Source organism: Catellatospora chokoriensis, assembly GCF_011297315.1.
Taxonomy (GTDB): Bacteria; Actinomycetota; Actinomycetes; order Mycobacteriales; family Micromonosporaceae; genus Catellatospora; species Catellatospora citrea.
The window spans coordinates 147728-167709 of sequence record NZ_JAAOTI010000015.1 but is presented as its reverse complement, the minus strand read 5'-3'; the positions used below and the strand labels follow the sequence as shown (position 1 = coordinate 167709).

The window sequence follows — 19982 nt, the reverse complement described above, 5'->3', positions numbered from 1 at the left end:
TGACTTACTTCAAACGTGGCAAGCACAGCGTCCCCGGCACCCTCGACAAGAGCCGTGACCGCCTCGCCCAGACCGGCGGAATGGTTCGCGGAGGTCTCGCCCGGCACTCCCGCCAGGCACTGGCCGTCACCGCACTCGCGGGTGTCAGCGCCTTCGGCCTGATCAGCGGCGCCGCCAACGCCAACGACAACGACCCCACCCCCGCGGACGCCGCGAAGGCGATCACCAGCGTGGCATCCTTCGACGCGCTCGCCGAACGGCAGGCCGTCGCGGACGACGCGAGCCGATACCAGCGCTCCGCCCCCACCACGACCAAGCCCGCCGCCACCCCGCCCAAGCAGCCAGCCGCGGCCCAGCCGAAGCCGGCCACCGTCAAGACCGCGCCGAAGCCCGCCGCCGCCCCCCGGCCCGCCTGGCTGATCCCGATGAAGGGCGCCCAGGTGACGTCCTGCTTCGGCCAGCGCTGGGGTGTGCTGCACGCCGGCATCGACTTCGCGATGCCCAGCGGCACCCCGATCCGCGCCGTCGGCGCCGGCACCGTGGTCAGCGCCGGTTGGGCGTACAGCGGATACGGCATCTCCGTCGTGGTCGACCACCACAACGGCTACCTCACCCACTACGCCCACATGTCGCAGGACAAGGTGTCCGTCGGCGATGAGGTCAAGGCCGGCGACATCCTCGGCCTGGAGGGCTCCACCGGCGACTCGACCGGCCCGCACCTGCACTTCGAGGTGCACAAGGGCATGTGGAACCAGATCAACCCGGACGGCTGGCTGGCCGACCGCGGGATCCAGACCTCCTGCTGACCCGCCCGTCCCCATACCCCCATCCCTCCCCCCGACGAGAGGCCCGGATCAGCGTTGATCCGGGCCTCTCGCCTGTCCGGGGTACGCCGCGACGGACCCTTCGTCCGGCCGCCCGCCCGGTGGCCGGGCAGGATGGGCTTGACCCTGACACCGTGTCAGCCCCCAGGGTGGTTCTCGACATGTTCACCATCGGAGACTTCGCCAAGCTCGGCGGCGTGTCGGTCCGCATGCTGCGCCACTACGACGCGCTCGGGCTGCTCCCGCCGGCCTCGGTGGACCCGGTCAGCGGATACCGGCTCTACCGCGCCGAGCAGTTGTGGCGGCTCAACAAGCTGGTCGCGCTCAAGGGCCTCGGCTTCACCCTGCAGCAGGTGCAGGCGATCCTGGACGACCAGGTGCCCGTCGCCGAGTTGCGCGGGATGCTGCGGTTGCGCCGCGAGGAGCTGGCCGCGCAGGTCGCAGCGGACACCGCGCGGTTGGCCATGGTCGAGGCGAGGCTCCGGATGATCGAGAAGGAGGGCCGCATGGCCACCCACGACATCACCCTCAAGCAGGTCGCCCCGTTGCGGATCGCCGAACTCACCGCCGTCGCCGCCGGCTACAGCCCCGAGCACATCGGGCCGGCCATCTCCCCGCTCTACCCCGAGCTGATGCGCCGCCTGGACAAGGCCGGGGTGAGCCCGCTGGGCGCACCGGCCATCGCGTACTACGAGCCCGAAGGCGACGGGGTGCTCGTCCACGCGGCCCTGCCGGTGGCCGCCGGCCCGGTGCCCGGCCAGGACTTCGCCGTCGTCGACCTGCCCGAGATCCACGCCGCCACGGTGATCCATCGCGGTCCGATGGACGACGTGCTGTACAGCCTCCAGGCGCTGGCCCGCTGGGTCGAGCAGAACGGCTACCGCATGGTGGGCTACCACCGCGAGGTCTACCTCGACTACCTGCCGGACCACCCGGAGAACGGCGTGACCGAACTCCAGATCGAGGTGACCCGCCCTTGATCATCGAACCTGTCCGGCACCTGTGCGTATCTTGAGCGCGTATTCGCCCAGGTGCCCGGCAAGTCTGACGATCAGCTGAGAATTCGCGAAGTGGGACATACACGGAATAGGTGAGTTATACGATCACTCGTATTCACCTATTCCGTGCCGACACGCCCGGCGAGCCGGCCGTGAAGGAGGTACCCATGTCCTCGCGGCGCCTGGCAGTCGCCGTCACCACCGCGCTCCTGCTCGCCGTCGGCGCGACCGCCTGCGAGAGCGGCAACTCCGGCGGCTCGGCCAGCGGCGGCAAGATCGCACTGCTCCTGCCCGAATCGCAGACCACCCGGTACGAGCAGCACGACCGGCCGCTGTTCGAGGCCAAGGTCAAGGAACTGTGTGCCAACTGCGAGATCATCTACAGCAACGCCCAGCAGGACCAGAGCCGCCAGCAGCAGCAGGCCGAGGCCGCGCTCAACAACGGCGCACAGGTGCTGGTGCTCGACCCGGTCGACGGCGCGGCGGCGGCGACCATCGTGTCGCTGGCGAAGTCGAAGAACGTGCCGGTGATCTCGTACGACCGGCTCATCCAGAACGCGCCGGTCGACTACTACATCTCCTTCGACAACGAGCGCGTCGGCCAGCTGCAGGGCGAGACGCTGGTCAACCGGCTCAAGGAGCTGGGCAAGACCTCCGGCGACATCGTGATGATCAACGGCTCGCCGACGGACAACAACGCGAAGCTGTTCAACAAGGGCGCGCACTCGGCGCTGGACACCTCGGGTTTCAAGACCGTGCCGACGCCCGACTTCTTCACGCCCGAGTGGAAGCCCGAGAACGCGCAGAAGTTCATGGAGGGGCAGATCGCCCAGCTCGGCAAGGACGGGTTCGTCGGGGTGTACGCGGCCAACGACGGCACCGCCGGCGGCGCGATCTCCGCGATGCGGGCCGCGGGCATCACGCCCGTCCCGCCCACCACCGGTCAGGACGCCGAGCTCGCCGCGATCCAGCGCATCGTCGGCGGCGACCAGTACATGACCGTCTACAAGGCGTTCAAGCCCGAGGCGGACAAGGCCGCCGAGGTGGCGGTCGCGCTGCTCAAGGGCGAGAAGCCCAGCACCGACCGCACCGTGAACAACGGCGCGACCGAGGTGCCGTCGTTCCTGCTCGAACCGCAGTCGGTGACCAAGGACAACGTCAAGCAGACCGTGGTAGCGGACAAGCTCTACACGATCGAGCAGATCTGCACCTCGGCCTACGCCGCCGCCTGCAAAGCCGCCGGCCTGACCTGACAGACGTTAAGAAGGGCACCTTCCGCTACGCATGGCGATGTGAAGGTGCCCTTCCTTTCCAAGGGGGTGGGCGGTGAGTGGGGGTAGGGAGCCGATTCTTGCCTTGCGGGGGGTCAGCAAGCGGTTCGGCGCGGTGCAGGCGCTGTCCGAGGTGGATCTCGACGTGTACGCGGGTGAGGTGGTCGCGCTCGTCGGTGACAACGGGGCGGGCAAGTCGACCCTGGTCAAGGCGATCTGCGGGGTGAGTCCCCCGGACACCGGGACGGTCACGTTCGCCGGGCGGGAGGTGCGCGTCGAGTCCCCGCACGCGGCCCAGGAGCTCGGCATCGCGACGGTGTTCCAGGATCTGGCGCTCTGCGACAACCTCGACGTGGTCAACAACCTCTTCCTCGGGCGGGAGCTGCGGCGGGGCGCGTCGCTCGACGAGGTCGAGATGGAGCGGCGCAGCGGCAAGCTGCTGCGCGAGCTGGCCGCGCGCATCCCCAGCGTGCGGCTGCCCGTCGCGTCGCTGTCCGGCGGGCAGCGGCAGACCGTCGCGATCTCCCGTTCGCTGCTGGGCGACCCGAAGGTGGTGCTGCTCGACGAGCCCACCGCGGCGCTCGGCGTGGCGCAGACCGCACAGGTGCTCAACCTCATCGAACGGCTCCGCGACCGCGGCCTCGGCGTGGTCTTGATCAGCCACAACATGGTCGACGTGCGCGCGGTCGCGGACCGGGTGGCGGTGCTGCGGCTCGGCCGCAACAACGGCGAGTTCCGCATCCACGAGGTCACCAACGAGCAGATCATCGCCGCGATCACCGGAGCGACCCAGAACGTGGTCTCCGAACGGGTGGCCCGGCTGCGCGAGCAGTCCGCCGGCGACGACCCGCTGGCGGCCGGCTCGGCGGAGGGCGGTGCCTGATGGTCGACCCCGTGACGGAACCGGCCGTGCCCCCGCCCACTCCGGCGACGGAGCTGAGCAGCCCGAAGGAGGCGGTCGGCGGCTGGTTGCAGACGCTGCGCACCGGCGACATCGGCTCGCTGCCGATCATCATCGGGCTGATCCTCATCGTGATCGTGTTCCAGAGCCTGAATCCGACCTTCCTCAACGCGTTCAACCTGGTCAACCTGTGCCTGCAGATCGCCGCGCTGGGCATCATGGCCACCGGCATCACGCTGGTGCTGATGCTCGGCGAGATCGACCTGTCCATCGGCTCGGTCAGCGGCCTGGCCGCGGCGGTGCTGCTGGTCACCCACGTGAACCACGGCTACGCGCCACTGCTGGCGGTGCTGGTCGCGGTGCTCGTCGGCACGCTGGTCGGCCTGATCCAGGGCTCCATCTTCGCCAAGATCGGCGTACCGTCGTTCATCGTCACGCTGGCCGGCCTGCTCATCTGGCAGGGCGTGCAGCTGCGTGTGCTCGGCGAGCAGGGCACCATCAACCTGCCCCCGGCCGGCACGCTGGTGCGCTGGGCGCAGTTCTCCTTCGTGCCGCGCTGGCTGGCGATCACCCTGGCCGCCCTGGCGCCGCTGCTCTACCTGCTGCTCAGCCTGCTGACCCGGCGTCGCCGGGCCGCCGCCGAGCTCCCGGTCACCCCGCTGTGGCTGCCGATCGCGGTCGCGGTGATCCTGCTCGTGCTGCTCCAGCTCGTCGTCGCGAAGCTCTACCTGGACCGCGGGGTGCCGTGGACCTTCGTATTCATGGTGCTGGTGGTGGTCTTCTTCGACTGGCTGCTGCGGCGGACGGCGTACGGGCGCAAGATCTTCGCGGTGGGCGGCAACATCGAGGCGGCCCGCCGCGCGGGCATCAACGTCGACTGGATCCGCATCTCGGTGTTCGCGCTGTGCAGCACCCTCGCGGCGGTCAGCGGTGTGGTCGCGGCGATGCGGCTCGGCTTCGCCAACCAGCAGTCCGGCAGCGGCGAGACGCTCATCAACGCGATCGCCGCCGCCGTCATCGGCGGCACCAGCCTGTTCGGCGGCCGCACCCGCCGCTACGCCCCGCTGCTCGGCGCGCTCGTCATCGGCTCGATCGCCAACGGCCTGGAACTACTGAGCCTGTCCTCGGACGTACGCCTCATCGTCACCGGCACCGTCCTCCTGGCCGCCGTGGTCATCGACGCCCTTGTCCAACGCTCCCGCACCTCCCACGGCCGCTGACCCCCACCCCCCAAGATCGCGACGATCTTGCGCGAACTGTTGCCCATATGCCCGTTACACCCGTGTCGTACCCACAGCCCGCGCAAGATCGTCGTGGTGGGGGGGGTCAGCCCTGGAGGTGGGGGTTGACGTTGGGGGGGCGGTGGGGGGTGGTTTCGGACTCGGTTGTGGTGGTGAGGTCTTCGGGGGCGGGGCGGGGTGGGAGTTCGCCGAATCTGACGTGGCGGAGGAAGGCTGATTCCTCGTCGGTGAACTTCTCGCCGGAGTACCGGTTGTCGGTCATGGGTGGGTGCCTTTCTGCCCGGTGGTGTCGAACAGGCATACCGCGGCGGTGGCGTCGTCGCTGACCTTCTGGCGGGGCCAGCGGGTGCGGTCGGGGTCGGTGTGTTCGGCGGCGCGGGTCGCGGCGATGATGCCCGCCGGGCCTTCGCGGTAGGCGAGGTCAAGGTAACCGCGCCAGTCCAGTAGGGCGTAGTCCGTGACGAGCAGGGCCGCGCCGTCGGAGGCCAGCACCGCGCCGTGTACGCCGGGGACCGTGCCGGTGCGGGCGTGCGCGGCGGCCTCCGGTTCGGTGCGGGCGATCCAGTAGCCGCCGGGGGTGTTGCGCTGGGACTGCTGGTCGGCGATGAAGCGGGCCAGGTCGTCCCGGGTGCCACGGTCGGCCGCGGCGGCCAGGTGCGGCGTGGCGAGCGCCTTCCACGAGTCGTCGATGACGGCGACCGGCCCGTCCGCGGTGTCCAGCACCACCGGGGAATCGGCGAGCACGAGGTACTCCGCACCCTGCGGCGTCTGCCGCACGATCGACACCGTCGAGCCGGGCGAGCCGGGGTGCCGCAGGTCGCAGCGCGGATGCTCGGCGGCCACCTCCTCGATGGCGAGGGCGAGGCCGTCGGCGAGCGGCGTCGGGCCGTCGAGCCGGCGCAGCAGCCGCGCGCCGAGGCGGGCCACGTACCAGGCGGTGCCGTGCACGCAACCGGTCTGCGGACTCTCGGTCAGCCCGTCGAGCACCACGGCGAGCCGGGGGAAGGCCCCGGCCCAGTCCAGGTTGACCGCGCCCGGGGTGGCCGGTTCGCTGGCGATGCTGACCCGCATGTTGCGCTCCGTTCCCGGCCGCGAGGTCGCCGCCGCGGATCCACCCTCCCATGATCGGCTGATGCGGTCGCATCGGGTGTTACCTCGGGGCGGCGCCGAAGCGTCATGGGGAGCATGGGAATGGGGAGCACACATGGCGCCACCTGACACCGAGCGCGCCTTCGCGGAGTTCGTCGCGGCCCGGTCCGACGCGCTGCTGCGCAGTGCCTGGCTGCTGACCGGCGACGCCGGCCGGGCCGAGGACCTGCTGCAGACCGCGCTGGCCAAGGCCTGGCGGCGCTGGGCCGCGGTCGAGCGCGCCGACAGCCCCGAGGCGTACGTGCGGCGGGTCATCTTCACCACGTACGTCTCCTGGTGGCGGCGGCGCTGGCGGGCCGAGACACCGAGCGGGGACCTGCCGGAGCGGGCGTCGCACGCCGACCACGCCGGCACGGTCGCCGCGCAGGACGCGGTCACCCGGGCGCTGGGGCGGCTGTCGCGCCGCGCGCGGGCGGTCGTGGTGCTGCGCTACGTCGAGGACCGGCCCGTGGCCGAGGTCGCCGCGCTGCTCGGCAGCACCCCGGGCGCGGTCAAGGTGCTGGCGTCACGGGCGCTGGCCGCGCTGCGCGCCGATCCGGACATGCAATCCCTCGTGCTGGAAGGAGCACCCGCATGACCGAACAGGACATCGCCCGGATCGTCCTCGCCGCGGTGCCGCCGCTGCCGCCGCCGCCGGACCGGCTCGCGTCCGTGCTGCGCCGGGCCAGGGCGCAGCGGGTACGCCACGCCTCGGTCACCGCCGCGTTCGCCGTCACCCTGGCCGCCGCCGCCTCCGGCCTGGTGCTCACGGGACCGGGCGGCTCGTCGCCGTTCGGCGTCGCGTCGTCCGGCAGCCCGTCGCCGCTCGTGCCGTCGCCGTCCGCGGTCGTCGCTCCGTCCGCCGAGGTCTCGCCGTCGACCGTCCCGTCGCGCTCGGCGTTACCAGAGATGCCGAAGACCGTGGAAGTACGGCTGGAGGCGGCGTCGCGCGACGCGCTGCACCGGGCCGCGCCCGGCGCGAACCTCATCGGCGACCTGCGCTTCCAGGACTCGTTCAGCGGTGAGTACGGCGCGATCCAGCTGCTCACCGCCGCGGGCCGGACCGGCACGCTCGTGGTCGCCGCGCGCCGCGCCACCGGCGAGGAGACCTGTGCCAGCGAGGTCGCCGCCGGCTGTACGCAGTCGACCGGGCCGGACGGCGAGCGCATCCTGTCGGTGCCCGCCACCGGCGACGGCAGCAGCGACGGCAAGCGCAACCGCGCCGTCGTCGTGCTCGTCGTCCGACCAGCGGATCGGATCATGGTGACGGTGCAGGTCGACAACGCCACCGAGATCACCCGGTATCCGGACGTCTCGCAGTACACCATGGAGCGAACCGGTTATACCGGCGAGCTGCCGCCGCTCACGCCGGCCCAGGCGAAGAAGATCGCGCTGGAGGTGGCGGCGAAGGCCGAGCTGCCGTGACCTGTGGTGCGGTCGGCGCCGCTCAGCGGATGACGCCGCGGCGCCGGCCCTCCGCGGTGGCGGCGGTGCGGTTGTCCACGCCGAGCTTGGCGAAGACCTGCACCAGGTGGGACTTGACGGTGGCCTCGCTGATGAACAGCTGCCGGGCGATCGCGGAGTTGGAGTGCCCGCCCGCGACCAGCTGGAGCACCTGGGCCTCGCGCGGGGTCAGGCTGATCCCGGGGGCGCGCTCGCGCGACACCAGGCGCGTGGCCACCGACGGGGCCAGCACCGTCTCGCCCGCCGCTGCCGCCCGCAGCCCCCGCAGCAGGTCGGCCGGCTCGGCGTCCTTGAGCAGGTAACCGATGGCACCCGCTTCGATCGCCCGCAGGATGTCGGCGTCACTGTCGTACGTGGTCAGGATCAGCACACGTGGCGGATCGGGCAGTTCGCGCACCCGCGCGGTCGCGGCCGCGCCGTCGCCGCCCGGGCCGAGTTGCAGGTCCATCAGCACCACGTCGGGGCGCAGCGCACGGGCCAGGCGCACCGCCTCGTCACCGCCGGACGCCTCGCCGACCACGCGGAGCCCCGGATCGGCCTCCAGCGTGGCGCGCAACCCGGCCCGCACGATGGGATGGTCGTCCACCAGCAGCACGCTGATCACGGCCGGGCCTCCCCGGCGGCGACGGATGACGTGCCGGGAGTCCGGACCGCCTCCCCCGCGGGCGACGCGACCGCCGGCGCGCCCGCCGCCCCGGTCACGGGCAGCGGAACGGTGGCGCTGATCGCGGTGCCCTCCCCGGGGGTGGACTCCACGACCAGCATGCCGCCGACCTCGGCGAGGCGGCTGCTCATCGCCGACAGGCCGAGGCCGGTGCCCGAGGACGGTGACGCGGCCGGGTGCCGCGGGTCGAAGCCGACGCCGTCGTCGGCGACGTCCACGCGTACCGCCGCGGGTTGGAAGGCGAGGGTGACCACGACGGTGGCCGCACGGGCATGGGCGCGCACGTTGGCCAGCGCGGCCTGGGTGACCCGCAGCAGCGCGACGGCCACCGGGGTGGGCAGCGGCCCGGTCTCGCCGTCGACCACGAACCGGGCCTCGACGCCGAAGTGCCGGGCGTCGGCGACGGCCCGCGCCAGCGCCTCGGGCAGTGAGCGGCCGGTCAGCTCGGCCGGGGCCAGCGCGCGCACCAGCCGCCGGGTGTCCTCGAGCGCGCCCCGGGCCGCATGCTCGGCGATCTCCAGCTGCGGGCCGGGATCGGCCGCGTCGCGAGCCGAGCGCAGCAGCAGGATGATGCTGGACAGGTTCTGCGCGACGGTGTCGTGGATCTCGCGGGCGAGGCGCTCGCGCTCGGCGAGGATGCCCTCGCGGCGCTCGGTCGCGGCGAGCCGCTCCTGCGCTCGCGTCAGCTCGCGGACCAGTTCGGCGCGGGCCTCGCTCTCCCGGCGCAGCCGCCGGTAGACCGCGGTGATCACGATCGCGACGGCGGCTCCGAAGACCGGGCCGAGCACGGTGCCGGAGTCCAGCCCGCCGCGGTGCGCGCCCGCCGCGGCGACGGCGATGGCGGTCAGCGCGGCCACGCCGGGCAGGCCTGCACGTGGTGGCAGCAGTTGCAGGCAGAGCAGGTACAGCGCGAACGCGAGCCAGACGAACGACAGGGACAGGGCGAGCAGCGCGGTCCAGCCGGCCGTCAGCACGACCAGCCACAGCAGCGCCATCCGGACTCCGGCCGCGCGGCGCGACAGCGCCATGCCCACGGCGTACCAGGCGGCGACCGCGAGCGTCGTGAGCAGCACCGCCACGCGGTGACCGCCGTCGGCCCAGGCCTCGCCGGCGCCGATCGCCAGCAGCGCGGCGAAGAGCACGTGCTCGGCGCGGCGCAGCAGCGTCAGCGCGTCCTGCCCGCGTCCCGCCCTGCTCATGGCGTCAGAGCGTAGCCGCCGGGCAGGGGGCGCCGCGGCCGCCAGGGGCAGCGGCCGCGGTGGCCGGGGCGCGGCGCCAGGCCGCGCCCCGGTTCACAGATCAGGTCAGGCGATGACGCCGTCGACCTCACGCTGGGCAACCTCGCGCTTGGCAACCTCGCGCTTGGCAACCTCCTTCTTTGCAACCTCCATGATCACACCTCCTCCTCGGACCTTGAAGGGCGCGGCACAGCACGCTCCGATGTCTGCATGGTCTGTCACCGGAGCGCCCTAGTGGCGCGTTAGGGACTGTAGCGATTGTTGACTCCGCAGTGAAGTCCCTCAATATTGATCTTCTGAAAACTCGTCGTGAACTGTCCCAATAGACGGCAATGAGTGTCACTGTGCCGACACATCACGGGTGGCATCCATTGAAATCGGCACCTAAATCATTCTTACGACAATCACTTATAAAGATCGCCGGCTATTGTGCGGCGTCGATCGACTCCTTTAGCGTGGGCCGCGGACGGGTACGAAGCTGTGGAGGTCCGTTGCCGATCCTGTGCGCCGACGACTACCGTGCCCTCGCCCGGCCCCTGCTACCCGCGGACGCCTGGGACTACATCGACGGGGGCAGCGGCGCGGAACTCACGCTCCACGCCAACCGCCGCCTGTTCGACCGCATCGAGCTGCGGCCCCGGGTGCTCGTCGACGTGTCCCACTGCGACACGGCCGGCACGCTGCTCGGCCTGTCGCTGCCCACGCCGGTCGGCATCGCGCCCACGGCATACCACCGGCTGGCCCACCCCGAAGGCGAGGTCGCCACGGCCCGCGGCGCCCGCGGCGCCCTGTTCGTGGTGAGCATCTTCGCCAGCCGCAGCCTGGAGGAGATCGCCGCGGCCGCGACCGGCCCGCTCTGGCTCCAGCTGTACTGGCTGCGCCGCCGCGCCGCGCTCGCCGAGCTGGCCCACCGCGCCCAGGACGCCGGCTACCGGGCACTGGTGCTGACCGTCGACGCGCCGCGCATCGGGCAGCGCCTGCGCGATGCGCGCAACGGCTTCGCCGTCGACCCGGGGATCCGCGCGGTCAATCTCGACGGCGCGATCATGGCGGCCGCGCACGAGCGCCACGAGGGCGTGTCCGCCATCGCCGCGCACGCCGCGCAGACCTTCGACCAGAGCGTCACCTGGGCCGACCTGGCCTGGCTGCGCGGGCTCACCGACCTGCCGCTGGTGCTCAAGGGCGTGCTCACCGCCGAGGACGCCGACCGCGCCGTCGAGCACGGCGTCGACGCGATCGTCGTGTCCAACCACGGCGGACGCCAGCTCGACGGTTCGGTGCCCGCGCTACGGGCGCTGCCCGAGGTGGTCGCGGCGGTCGCGGGGCGCTGCCCGGTGCTGCTCGACGGCGGCGTACGCCACGGCCGCGACGTCTTCGCCGCCCTCGCCCTCGGCGCGAGCGCGGTGCTCATCGGCCGCCCGGCGCTGTGGGCGCTCGCGGTCGACGGCGCGGACGGCGTGGCCCGGGTGCTGACGATGCTCACCGGCGAGCTGGAACACACGATGGCGCTGGCCGGGCGGCCGCGACTGGGCGACATCGGCCGTGACGCGGTGCTGCTGCCCGACTGGCGAGACGGCTGAACGGAGCACGTGTCCATGGTGGAGCGAGCGGAGCGAGCCCCGCGGCCGCGCACTGCCGGCGGGCCGGTGGAGCTGGTCAAGGAGGCGATGCACGCCTCGGTGAGCGACCCCGTCGCCGCCTCGATGAACTTCCTCAACGAGGTCGCCGGGCGTTACCCGGAGGCGATCTCGCTGGCCGCCGGCCGGCCGTACGAAGGCTTCTACGACACCGCCGACATCGCCCGCTACCTCGACGTGTACGTCGCGTACCTCGGTGACCAGGGCAGCACGCCGGAGCAGATCCGCCGTGCCCTGATGCAGTACGGCCGCACCAACGGCCAGATCCACGGGCTCATCGCCCGCATGCTCGCCGTCGACGAGGGCATCGAGGTGCCCGCCGAGGCGATCTCGGTGACCGCGGGCTGCCAGGAGGCGATGATCATCGCGCTACGGGGCCTGTGCGCGGGACCCGACGACGTGCTGCTGGCGGCCGAGCCGTGCTACGTCGGCATCACCGGCGCGGCCCGGGTGCTGAACATCGACGTGGTGCCCGTGCCGGAGGGCCCGGACGGCCTGGACCCGGCCCGGGTCGCCGAGGTCGCCCGCGCGGTGCGCGCCCAGGGCCGCCACCCCCGCGCGCTGTACCTGGTGCCCGATTTCGCCAACCCGTCCGGCCGCTGCCTGGACCTGCCCGCCCGGCACGCGCTGCTCGACGTCGCCGCCGCCGAGGACCTGCTGATCCTGGAGGACGACCCGTACGGCCTGTTCGGCCTCGACGACCGCCCCCGGCCCCGGCTGAAGTCGCTCGACCGCGACCAGCGCGTCATCTACCTGGGCTCGTTCGCCAAGTCCTGCTTCCCCGGCGCCCGCATCGGCTTCCTGGTCGCCGACCAGACCGTCATCGACGCCACCGGCAACCGCACCCTGCTCGCCGAGGAACTGTCCGCGATCAAGAGCATGGTCACGGTCAACACCTCGCCCATCGCCCAGGCCGTGGTCGGCGGCCTGCTGGTCGAGTCCGGATGCAGCCTCAAGGCCGCCAACGTGGACAAGATCGCCTTCTACCGGCAGAACCTGCTGCGCCTGCTCGACGCCCTCGACCGGCACCTGCCCGCGCCCTGGCGCGACGAGGCGGGCATCTCCTGGAACGTCCCCGCCGGCGGCTTCTTCGCCGTGGTCGACGTGCCCATCCCCGCCGACGAGAAACTCCTGGAGGTCTCCGCCTCCCGCCACGGCGTCCTCTGGACCCCGATGAGCTTCTTCTACACCGACGGCGGCCACCACTCGCTCCGCCTGTCCTGCAGCGGCCTCGACCCCGACACCCTCGAAGAGGGCGTACGCCGCCTCGCCGCCCTCCTCCGCGACTCCCTAGCCTGACCCCCGCTCACCCCACACCCCGGCCCGCCCCACGCGGCCGGTGCGTCTCCATGCCCCCCACCCCACCCCGCCCCGCCCCACCCCACCCCGCGCCAAGATCCCGACGATCTTGCGCGAACTGTTGCTCATTTGACCGATTCACCCGTGTCGTACCCACGGTTCGCGCAAGATCGTCGCGCGGGGTGCCGACCGGGGTTGCCTCCTTGACAACTTTTGTTGTCGGTGGGAGGGTGGAGGCATGTTTGAAGTCGGTGTGATCGAAGACGCGGCGGTGGCCGAGGTGTCGCTCGATCCGGTTCGGGCGCGGTTGCTGGCCGCGCTGGCCGAACCGGGATCGGCGACCACGCTGGCCGCGCAGGCCGGGCTCACCCGGCAGAAGGTCAACCACCACCTGCACACGCTGGAGGCCCACGGGCTCATCGAGCTGGTCGAGGAGCGGCGCAAGGGCAACTGCACCGAGCGCGTGCTGCGGGCGACCGCGGCGTCCTACGTCATCTCCCCCGCGGCGTTCGCGGCGGTCGCGCCCGACCCGGAGCGCTCCCCCGACCAGCAGTCGGCCCGCTGGCTGCTGGCGCTGGCCTCGCGTCTGGTCCGCGAGGTCGGCGAGCTGATCATCGGAGCGCGGGCCGCGCGGCGGCCGCTGGCCACGTTCGCGGTGGACACCGAGATCCGCTTCGCCTCGGCGGGCGACCGGGCCGCGTTCGCGGCCGAGCTGACCGAGACGCTGGCCGCCCTGGTCGGCCGTTATCACGACGGGAGCGCCACCGGCGGCCGCCGGCACCGGCTGGTGGTCGGCCTGCACCCGAGTCTGCTGCTGCCACGCGCGGACGGCACCCATTCCACTGAGCAAGACACCGAGAAGGAGTAGCGCCATGGGCAAGAAGTTCGAGATCGTGCGCGAGGGCGAGCTGCGGACCACCCCGGAGGAGTACTGGGACGCCATCACCACCGGCAACGGCGGCTGGCTGTGGCCGATGGAGTTCGAGCCGCGCGTCGGCGGGGCGGCCGCGTTCGGCGGCACCGTCACCGCGTGGGAGCCGCCGCACCACCTCACCTCCCGGATGGACGGTGACAACGGCTGGTTCAACCAGGTCGAGCACACCGTCGAGGGCCGCGACGGCGGCAGGACCTGGTTCCGCTACGTGCACAGCGGCGTGTTCACCGACGACTGGGACAACCAGTACGACGGCGCCGGCCAGCACACCGACTTCTACCTGCACACCCTCGGGCAGTACCTGGCCCACTTCAGCCGCCGCCCGGTCGTCTACACCTCGACCGACGCGCCGGCGTCGTCGAACTCGCCCGACGGCTTCACCACGCTGCGCGGCGCGCTCGGCCTGACCGGCCAGACCAGGCAGGACGACACGGTCCAGGTCGCGCTGCCGGGCGGGCAGACCGAGGCGGTCGTCGACTACCTCCACCCGAACTTCGTCGGGCTGCGCACCCAGGACGCGCTGTACCGCTTCTTCGGCCGCAACGCGTTCGGCGCCCCGGTCGGCGTGGCCGTCCACCACTTCGACGCGAACGCCGACGCCGCCGCCGAGCAGAAGGCGCTCGAGGAGTGGCTGCAGGGCGTCTACGCGTGAGAGACGTCGCCAGGGGCTCCGCTCACGTCGTGGGCGGAGCCCCTGTCACGTGGTGAACCACTTGCGGAGCTGGTCGGCGGCCTGGGCCAGGGCGCGGCGGCCGGCGTCGAGTTCGCCGCCCATGCAGAAGAAGCCGTGCACCATGCCGTCGTATCGGGTCAGCGTCACCGGCACGCCCTCGCGGCCGAGCCGGCGGGCGTATTCCTCGGCCTGGTCGCGCAGCGGGTCGTACTCGGCGGTGACGACCAGGGCCGGGGGCAGCCCGGCGAGGCTGTCCGCCCGCAGCGGCGAGGCCAGCGGGTTGAGGCCGTCCTCGGGGGTGGCCAGGTAGTTGGCCCAGTACCAGGCGACCGAGGTGGCGTTGAACAGGTAGGGGTCGGTGCCCTCGCGCAGCGAGGCGGTGTGCGAGCGGTGGTCGGTGTTCGGATACACCAGCAGCTGGCCGGCCAGCGGCAGGTCGCCGTCCGCGCGGGCCAGCAGGGTGACCGCGGCGGCCAGGTTGCCGCCCGCGCTGTCGCCGCCGACCGCGATCCGGGCCGGGTCCGCGCCGATCGAGGCGGCGTTCGCGGCCACCCAGCGGACCGCGGCGTGGCAGTCGTGCACCGCGGCGGGGAACTTGTGCTCCGGGGCGAGCCGGTAGCCCGCCGCGACGACCAGGCAGCCGACCGCGTTGGCGAGGCTGCGGCACACCGCGTCGGAGGTGTCGATGGTGCCCAGGGTCCAGCCGCCGCCGAAGAAGTAGACCAGCACCGGCAGCTCGTCGCCGGGCACGGGACGGTAGATCCGGATCGGCAGCGGACCGTCCGGGCCGTCGATCTCGCGGTCGACGACCTCGGCGACCGGCTCGGGGTCGCCCCCGGACGCCTGGATCGAGGCGAGGTCGGCGGCGCGGGCCTCGTCCACCGACAGCGTGTACAGCTGCGGGGTGTCGCTGGCTTCGCGGCGCGCGCGCATCGCCTGGACCTGCGGGTGCAGTGGCATCGGACTCTCCTGATCGTGCTGGGCGACCGTGCCGGAGGCAGCTCGGCGGGCCGCGGGTGTCGCGTCGTCGCGGAGCTGCTGTCAGCCGTCCGCGGCGGCCGCGTGGGCGAAGTCGGCGTTGCGCGGGTCCGCGAACAGCTCCCGCAGCGTCGGGGCGAGCGGCAGCACCTCGATGTGCCGGCGGAACCAGTCGGCGAGTTCGGTGAGCCGCCGCTGGGCGGTCTCGGCGTCGGCGGTGTGCACGGTGACCTCGCCCATCCGGGCGAAGGTGTTGGCCGCGCCGCCCTGGATCCGCATGCCCTTGGGCACGAAGATCCGGGCGTGCACCACGTCGGGCTGCGCCAGCACCTGCTCGGCGGTCGGGTAACCGAGCACGATGCCGGGGCGCAGCGGCAGGAACGTGGAGGCGACCACGCCATCGCGGACCCGCACGTCCGGCTCGCCCACCGGCTCCAGCAGGGCGCGCACCCCGTCCGCGGCCAGGTCGACGCCGTACTTGTAGCGGATCTGGTCGCTGATCGGGCCGCCCGCGCGGCGGGCCGCGCACTCGCTGAACACCAGCCGACCCGTGTCGGGCTGGTGGAAAAGCTCCATGTGGAACACGCCGTCGGTCAGGCCCAGCACCCGCAGGGCGTCGGCGACCAGCGGCGCCGCCAGGTCGTACGCTCCCTTGTCGGCGACCGGGTCGAGGCAGAACGTCTGCACCGGCGCCTTCTCCAGCACCGCGCTCAGGCAGGGCTGGGCATACCGGCCCAGGCTCAGGAAGCGCAGCTCCCCATCGGACAGCAGGCCGTCGGCGAACCACTCCTCGCCCGCGACGAACTCCTCGATCACGAAGGTGCGCGCGGCGGTGCTGTTCGCCCGGCACTGGGCGCTGATCCGGGCCAGGTCGGCGTCGCTGGAGACCACGAACGTGGACTGCGTCGCCATCCCGGCGACCGGCTTGACCACGGCCTTCGGGTACGGCAGCCGGAAGCCGGCGGGCAGCTCGCGGATGTCCTCGACGACCGTGCACGCGGTCACCGGCAGCCCGGCCGCGCGCAGCGCCTGCTTCTGCAGGGACTTGTCCCGGAACAGGGCGACCGTGCGCGGCGGGACGCCGCGCGCGCCGAGCATGGCGGCCAGCGCCGCGGCGGTCATCAGCGCGGGGTCGTCGTAGGCGTAGACCGCGTCGAACGAGCCGGGGCCGAACCCCGCACGCAGCAGCCCGTTGACGGCGGCGTCGATGCTCTTGTGGTCGTCGACGAAGACGGTGCGGACGCCCGCGGGCAGCGGCAGCCAGCCGTCCTTCGTGGTCGCGCCGAGCAGCACGGTCACCTCGACGTCGGGACCGGCCGCGGCGATGGCGGGTAGATCCGCTCCGACCATGAGCAACCGCATCGACCGACCGCCTCTCCACGCCGACGGACGGGGCTGACCGCCCGCGGATCGAAGGTCACCGTATCGACGACGACGGTGGGTGTCCAGAGCCTCACCACTCGATACCTACGGATACTTCAATGGCGACCTTTCTTGCTGGTACAAAGAACGCGACCGGCTTGAGAAGGAGTTCCGTTGTCCATCGCGACATCGCCGTCGCCCTGGCGCAGCAGGGTCGCCATCCCCGGCCTGGTCGCCGCCGAGGCGATCTCGGTCATCGGCGGCCGGATGTCCTTCCTGGCCATTCCCTGGCTGGTGCTGGTGACCACGGGCAGCCCGGTCAAGGTCGGCGTGGTGGCGGGCGCCGAGACGCTGGCGTACGTGCTGAGCGGGGTGCTGGCCGCGCCGCTGCAGGACCGGATCGGCTCGCGGACCACCTCGCTGCTGTCCGATGCGGGCAGCGCCGTGGTGATGGGCGCGATCGCGGTGACCGGGCAGTTCGGCTTCGGCGTGCTGATCGTGCTGTCCAGCCTGGCCGGGATGCTCCGGGCTCAGGCCGACCGGTCCAAGAACAACCTGCTCAAGCCCCTGATGGACGCCGCGGGCACGGACTTCACCCGGGTGTCGGCGGCCCGCGAGGGCGTGCTGCGCACCTCCGGGCTGATCGGGGCCTCGGTGGGCGGCGTCGCCATCGCCGCGTTCGGCGCGATCGGGGCGATCTGGGTCGACGCGGCGAGCTTCCTCGTCGGGGCGGCGCTGGTGGCGTTCTTCGTGCCGGACCCGGCCCGCAAGGACGGCGAGCCCGCGACACCCGCTCCGGCCGAGCCCTACCTGACCGCGCTGCGCGGCGGCTTCACGTACTTCACCCGGGAGCCGCTGCTGCGGGCGGTGACCGGGATGCTGTTCTTCACGAACCTGTTCAACCAGGCCAGCTCCGTGGTGTTCGTGCCGATGTGGGTGCTGACGGTGCTGGACTCGCCGGTGGCGCTGGGGTCGGTGTCGGCGGCGTACGCCATCGGGATGATCGTGGGCAGTGTCGTGTTCGCGACCCTGGCGCCGTACCTGCCGCGCTACAGCGCGCTGGTCTTCGGCTACTTCGTGGGCGGCGCGCCCCGGTTCCTGGTCTTCGCGCTCACCGACAACCTGACCGTGATCGTCATCGTGACGTTCCTCAGCGGCATGGTGATGTGCTCGGTGAACCCGACCATCGGTGCGGTGATCTACCAGCGGGTGCCCGGCCCGATGCTGGCCCGCGCGGGCGGCATCATCATGGCCGTGGCCATGGCCGGCATCCCGCTCGGCGGCGTGCTGGCCGGGGTCGTCGTGGAGCGGCTGGGCTTCGTCAACGGGGTGCTGCTGGCCTCGCTGCTGTACTTCGCGGTCACCCTCACCCCGGTCGTCCGGCACCGGGTCTGGCGCGAGCTCAACGACGCCGGGGCCCGCGGGCCGACCGCCGACCCGGCAGCGGCGCTGCCCCGGGGGTACGGGCTGGCCGCGACGGCACTCGGCCCCCGGGTCACGCTGCGCTACACCGACGGCGAGTGGACGCTGCAGGCCAGGGCGGGACTGCGCCGGCTGGCCCCGCGGCGGGCGCTGCGCGCCAAGACGGCGGCCCACGCCCTGGCGCAGCTCGACGCCCCGGCCGTGCACGAGGCGGTGCGCGAGCTGGCGCGGCGCGAGCACGACGGGACCGGGCACGAGGCGGCCCGGCTGCGTGCGGAACTCGCCCGGATGGAATTCACGATGAGTCAGATAAATGTCGGATTGCGGCCCTCTCATCTGCCATGAAAAGCCCGAATTTTGGCTGGTCCATTCACGTATCGACAGACTTAAAGCGAGCATTGCAAGTACATCGATCTGCTTGCTAGTCTCCGGATTCACCGGGTCCGTCGGGGGCGCACGGCCCAGGTTCCAGCACCCTTGCGACACCCTGGCGGAGCAATTATGAGCAATTCGGGATGGGCGACCGGCGCGCCCTTGACGGCGACCCCCGACTGGGTGGACGAGCTCCTGCTCGCCGGAGACGACCGCGACGTCTGCCTCCACTTCGGCTCCCCCGTCGACCGGGCGGGTCTGCGCCACGCCGTCGCCGACCGCGAGGACACCCTGCGCCGGCTCGGGCTGGCCCGGGGCGGCTCGGTCGTGCTGCGGCTGCCGCCGTCCCTGGCATACGCGGCGAACCTGCTGGCCGCGTGGCGGATCGGGGCGCAGGTCGCGCTGCTGGACCACCGGCTGACCGCGTACGAGACCGACCGGGCTCTCGACCGGCTGCGGCCGCAGGTCGTGGTGAGTTTCAGCGGGACCCTGCCGGGCGGGCTGCGCGCCTTCTACGAGGTCGCCGACATCGCCGAGGCCCGCGACGGCCGTCCCGCCGAGACCGGGCACGCCGTGGTGCAGCTCAGTTCCGGCTCCACCGGCCCCTCCAAGGTCATCGCCCGGACCGCCGCGCAGCTGGTCGCCGAGATCGACCGCTACACCCGCATGGACGGGGTGCCGCTGCCCGGCGAGCGGGTGGTGCTGCTGGCCTCCGTGGTCCACGTGCTGGGCCTGGTCGGCGGCCTGCTCTACTGCCTGCACGCGGGCGTCGAGCTGGTGCTGCCGGAGCGGCTGACCGTCGACGCGATCCTGCGCGCGGTGGCCGCCGGAGAGGCGCCGACCACGCTGCTGGGCGTGCCGTTCCACACCGAGCTGCTGGCCTCCAACCCGAACCCGCCGAAGCTGCCGCAGCTCAAGCGCATGACCACCGGCGGCGAGCTGGTGCGCGCCGAGGTGGCGCAGCGCTTCACCGACCGCTACGGCATCGTGCTGGGCAACATGTACGGCATGACCGAGGTCGGGGTCATCGCCACCGACCTGTTCGGCGAGCACCGCCCGTCGCTCCTGCCCGCGCCCGGCATCACGGTGCGGGAGCTGGACGGCGAGCTGCTGATCGCGACGCCGGCGAGCCCGTACATCGGGCTGTCGGACCCGACCCGCTGGGTCGACGGCTGGCTGCACACCAAGGACGCGGGCCGGGTCGACCCGGCGACCGGCCTGATGACGGTGCTCGGCCGGCTGGACTCGCAGGTGTCGGTCGGCGGCCTCAAGGTCGACCTGACCGAGGTGGAGCACACGCTGGCGGCCCTGCCCGGCGTCGAGAGCGCGGTGGTCGTCTTCGACAGCGGCATCGAGGCCTTCGCGGTGGTGCCCGATCCGGCCGCGGCGGCGGCGCTGGAAGGCGAGCTGGCCGTGCGGCTGGCCCCGTACAAGCGGCCGCGGGTGCTGCACATCGTCGAGCAACTGCCCCGCACCGCGACGGGCAAGCTCGTGCGCGACCGCGCGGTGCTGCGCACGGCGGACCCGACGTCGGCCCCCTAGCGCACGCGCCGCCCGTCCCCCGACTGCCATCCCG

19 protein-coding genes are annotated in these 19982 nt (G+C 72.5%); 13 read left to right on the top strand and 6 right to left on the bottom strand.

Annotation, left to right across the window (positions count from 1 at the left end; translation table 11 throughout):
- Positions 1–80: 80 nt before the first annotated feature.
- The 5 genes from HAV39_RS43315 to HAV39_RS23250 all read left to right on the top strand — a co-directional run bounded on the left by HAV39_RS43315 (position 81) and on the right by HAV39_RS23250 (position 5214).
- Positions 81–806 carry a M23 family metallopeptidase gene (locus HAV39_RS43315; protein WP_120321410.1) on the top strand — a complete coding sequence of 242 codons (726 nt, stop codon included), beginning with the start codon at positions 81–83 and terminating at the stop codon, positions 804–806.
- Between the two features lie 179 nt (positions 807–985).
- Positions 986–1804, top strand: a complete 819-nt coding sequence (locus HAV39_RS23265; protein ID WP_191841323.1) for a MerR family transcriptional regulator — start codon at positions 986–988, stop codon at positions 1802–1804.
- 185 nt (positions 1805–1989) lie between these two features.
- Positions 1990–3075: a sugar ABC transporter substrate-binding protein gene (locus HAV39_RS23260; protein WP_191841262.1), complete on the top strand. Its 1086-nt coding sequence runs from the start codon at positions 1990–1992 to the stop codon at positions 3073–3075.
- A gap of 103 nt (positions 3076–3178) precedes the next feature.
- Positions 3179–3976, top strand: a complete 798-nt coding sequence (locus HAV39_RS23255) for an ATP-binding cassette domain-containing protein (RefSeq protein WP_239120278.1) — start codon at positions 3179–3181, stop codon at positions 3974–3976.
- Positions 3977–3987: 11 nt separating this feature from the next.
- Positions 3988–5214 carry a sugar ABC transporter permease gene (locus HAV39_RS23250; RefSeq protein WP_170213012.1) on the top strand — a complete coding sequence of 409 codons (1227 nt, stop codon included), beginning with the start codon at positions 3988–3990 and terminating at the stop codon, positions 5212–5214.
- A gap of 106 nt (positions 5215–5320) precedes the next feature.
- Here the strand turns inward: HAV39_RS23250 and HAV39_RS23245 are convergent, their stop codons facing one another.
- Together HAV39_RS23245 and HAV39_RS23240 are read right to left on the bottom strand one after the other, a co-directional pair.
- The gene (locus HAV39_RS23245) at positions 5321–5497 is read right to left on the bottom strand and encodes a hypothetical protein (RefSeq protein WP_191841261.1); all 177 of its coding nucleotides are present in this window, start codon (positions 5495–5497) and stop codon (positions 5321–5323) included.
- Positions 5494–6306 (bottom strand): protein phosphatase 2C domain-containing protein, encoded by an 813-nt coding sequence (locus HAV39_RS23240; protein ID WP_191841260.1) that lies wholly within the window; start codon positions 6304–6306, stop codon positions 5494–5496. Before HAV39_RS23240 ends, HAV39_RS23245 begins: the two co-directional genes overlap by 4 nt.
- A gap of 133 nt (positions 6307–6439) precedes the next feature.
- Between HAV39_RS23240 and HAV39_RS23235 the strand changes: the two genes are divergently transcribed.
- A complete protein-coding gene (locus HAV39_RS23235) occupies positions 6440–6961 on the top strand; it encodes a SigE family RNA polymerase sigma factor (RefSeq protein ID WP_191841259.1) in 522 nt (173 codons plus the stop codon).
- Complete coding sequence (locus HAV39_RS23230) at positions 6958–7788, top strand: hypothetical protein (protein ID WP_191841258.1); 831 nt, start codon at positions 6958–6960, stop codon at positions 7786–7788. Before HAV39_RS23235 ends, HAV39_RS23230 begins: the two co-directional genes overlap by 4 nt.
- Positions 7789–7810: 22 nt before the next feature.
- Here the strand turns inward: HAV39_RS23230 and HAV39_RS23225 are convergent, their stop codons facing one another.
- Together HAV39_RS23225 and HAV39_RS23220 are read right to left on the bottom strand one after the other, a co-directional pair.
- Positions 7811–8431: a response regulator gene (locus HAV39_RS23225; RefSeq protein WP_191841257.1), complete on the bottom strand. Its 621-nt coding sequence runs from the start codon at positions 8429–8431 to the stop codon at positions 7811–7813.
- On the bottom strand, positions 8428–9690 hold the full coding sequence (locus HAV39_RS23220; RefSeq protein WP_191841256.1) for a sensor histidine kinase: 1263 nt from the start codon (positions 9688–9690) through the stop codon (positions 8428–8430). Before HAV39_RS23220 ends, HAV39_RS23225 begins: the two co-directional genes overlap by 4 nt.
- A gap of 536 nt (positions 9691–10226) precedes the next feature.
- On the opposite strand from HAV39_RS23220, the gene HAV39_RS23215 reads away from it, so the two are divergent.
- From HAV39_RS23215 to HAV39_RS23200, 4 genes are all read left to right on the top strand, one after another.
- Entirely contained in the window at positions 10227–11309 is a 1083-nt protein-coding gene (locus HAV39_RS23215) for an alpha-hydroxy acid oxidase (RefSeq protein WP_239120297.1), read from the top strand.
- Positions 11310–11324: 15 nt separating this feature from the next.
- Positions 11325–12665, top strand: coding sequence for an aminotransferase-like domain-containing protein (locus tag HAV39_RS23210; RefSeq protein ID WP_239120280.1), 1341 nt, complete (start codon positions 11325–11327; stop codon positions 12663–12665).
- A 238-nt stretch (positions 12666–12903) separates the two neighbouring features.
- Positions 12904–13533: an ArsR/SmtB family transcription factor gene (locus HAV39_RS23205; RefSeq protein ID WP_191841254.1), complete on the top strand. Its 630-nt coding sequence runs from the start codon at positions 12904–12906 to the stop codon at positions 13531–13533.
- Between the two features lie 4 nt (positions 13534–13537).
- Positions 13538–14251, top strand: coding sequence for an SRPBCC family protein (locus HAV39_RS23200; RefSeq protein WP_191841253.1), 714 nt, complete (start codon positions 13538–13540; stop codon positions 14249–14251).
- 45 nt (positions 14252–14296) lie between these two features.
- Here the strand turns inward: HAV39_RS23200 and HAV39_RS23195 are convergent, their stop codons facing one another.
- Both HAV39_RS23195 and HAV39_RS23190 read right to left on the bottom strand, forming a co-directional pair.
- Positions 14297–15232 carry an alpha/beta hydrolase gene (locus HAV39_RS23195; protein ID WP_191841252.1) on the bottom strand — a complete coding sequence of 312 codons (936 nt, stop codon included), beginning with the start codon at positions 15230–15232 and terminating at the stop codon, positions 14297–14299.
- A gap of 81 nt (positions 15233–15313) precedes the next feature.
- Complete coding sequence (locus HAV39_RS23190; RefSeq protein ID WP_191841251.1) at positions 15314–16612, bottom strand: ATP-grasp domain-containing protein; 1299 nt, start codon at positions 16610–16612, stop codon at positions 15314–15316.
- A 174-nt stretch (positions 16613–16786) separates the two neighbouring features.
- On the opposite strand from HAV39_RS23190, the gene HAV39_RS23185 reads away from it, so the two are divergent.
- Both HAV39_RS23185 and HAV39_RS23180 read left to right on the top strand, forming a co-directional pair.
- A complete protein-coding gene (locus HAV39_RS23185; RefSeq protein ID WP_191841250.1) occupies positions 16787–18379 on the top strand; it encodes an MFS transporter in 1593 nt (530 codons plus the stop codon).
- Between the two features lie 156 nt (positions 18380–18535).
- On the top strand, positions 18536–19948 hold the full coding sequence (locus HAV39_RS23180) for a class I adenylate-forming enzyme family protein (RefSeq protein WP_191841249.1): 1413 nt from the start codon (positions 18536–18538) through the stop codon (positions 19946–19948).
- Positions 19949–19982 lie beyond the last annotated feature (34 nt).

Bases quoted from the DNA above. Each gene is read 5' to 3' on its own strand.
- HAV39_RS23200 (WP_191841253.1), top strand. From the start codon at position 13,538: ATGGGCAAGAAGTTCGAGATCGTGCGCGAGGGCGAGCTGCGGACCACC.
- HAV39_RS23240 (WP_191841260.1), bottom strand. From the start codon at position 6,306: ATGCGGGTCAGCATCGCCAGCGAACCGGCCACCCCGGGCGCGGTCAAC.
- HAV39_RS23265 (WP_191841323.1), top strand. From the start codon at position 986: ATGTTCACCATCGGAGACTTCGCCAAGCTCGGCGGCGTGTCGGTCCGC.
- HAV39_RS23205 (WP_191841254.1), top strand. From the start codon at position 12,904: ATGTTTGAAGTCGGTGTGATCGAAGACGCGGCGGTGGCCGAGGTGTCG.
- HAV39_RS23260 (WP_191841262.1), top strand. From the start codon at position 1,990: ATGTCCTCGCGGCGCCTGGCAGTCGCCGTCACCACCGCGCTCCTGCTC.
- HAV39_RS43315 (WP_120321410.1), top strand. From the start codon at position 81: ATGGTTCGCGGAGGTCTCGCCCGGCACTCCCGCCAGGCACTGGCCGTC.
- HAV39_RS23210 (WP_239120280.1), top strand. From the start codon at position 11,325: ATGGTGGAGCGAGCGGAGCGAGCCCCGCGGCCGCGCACTGCCGGCGGG.
- HAV39_RS23245 (WP_191841261.1), bottom strand. From the start codon at position 5,497: ATGACCGACAACCGGTACTCCGGCGAGAAGTTCACCGACGAGGAATCA.
- HAV39_RS23180 (WP_191841249.1), top strand. From the start codon at position 18,536: ATGAGCAATTCGGGATGGGCGACCGGCGCGCCCTTGACGGCGACCCCC.
- HAV39_RS23195 (WP_191841252.1), bottom strand. From the start codon at position 15,232: ATGCCACTGCACCCGCAGGTCCAGGCGATGCGCGCGCGCCGCGAAGCC.
- HAV39_RS23230 (WP_191841258.1), top strand. From the start codon at position 6,958: ATGACCGAACAGGACATCGCCCGGATCGTCCTCGCCGCGGTGCCGCCG.
- HAV39_RS23190 (WP_191841251.1), bottom strand. From the start codon at position 16,612: ATGCGGTTGCTCATGGTCGGAGCGGATCTACCCGCCATCGCCGCGGCC.
- HAV39_RS23220 (WP_191841256.1), bottom strand. From the start codon at position 9,690: ATGAGCAGGGCGGGACGCGGGCAGGACGCGCTGACGCTGCTGCGCCGC.
- HAV39_RS23235 (WP_191841259.1), top strand. From the start codon at position 6,440: ATGGCGCCACCTGACACCGAGCGCGCCTTCGCGGAGTTCGTCGCGGCC.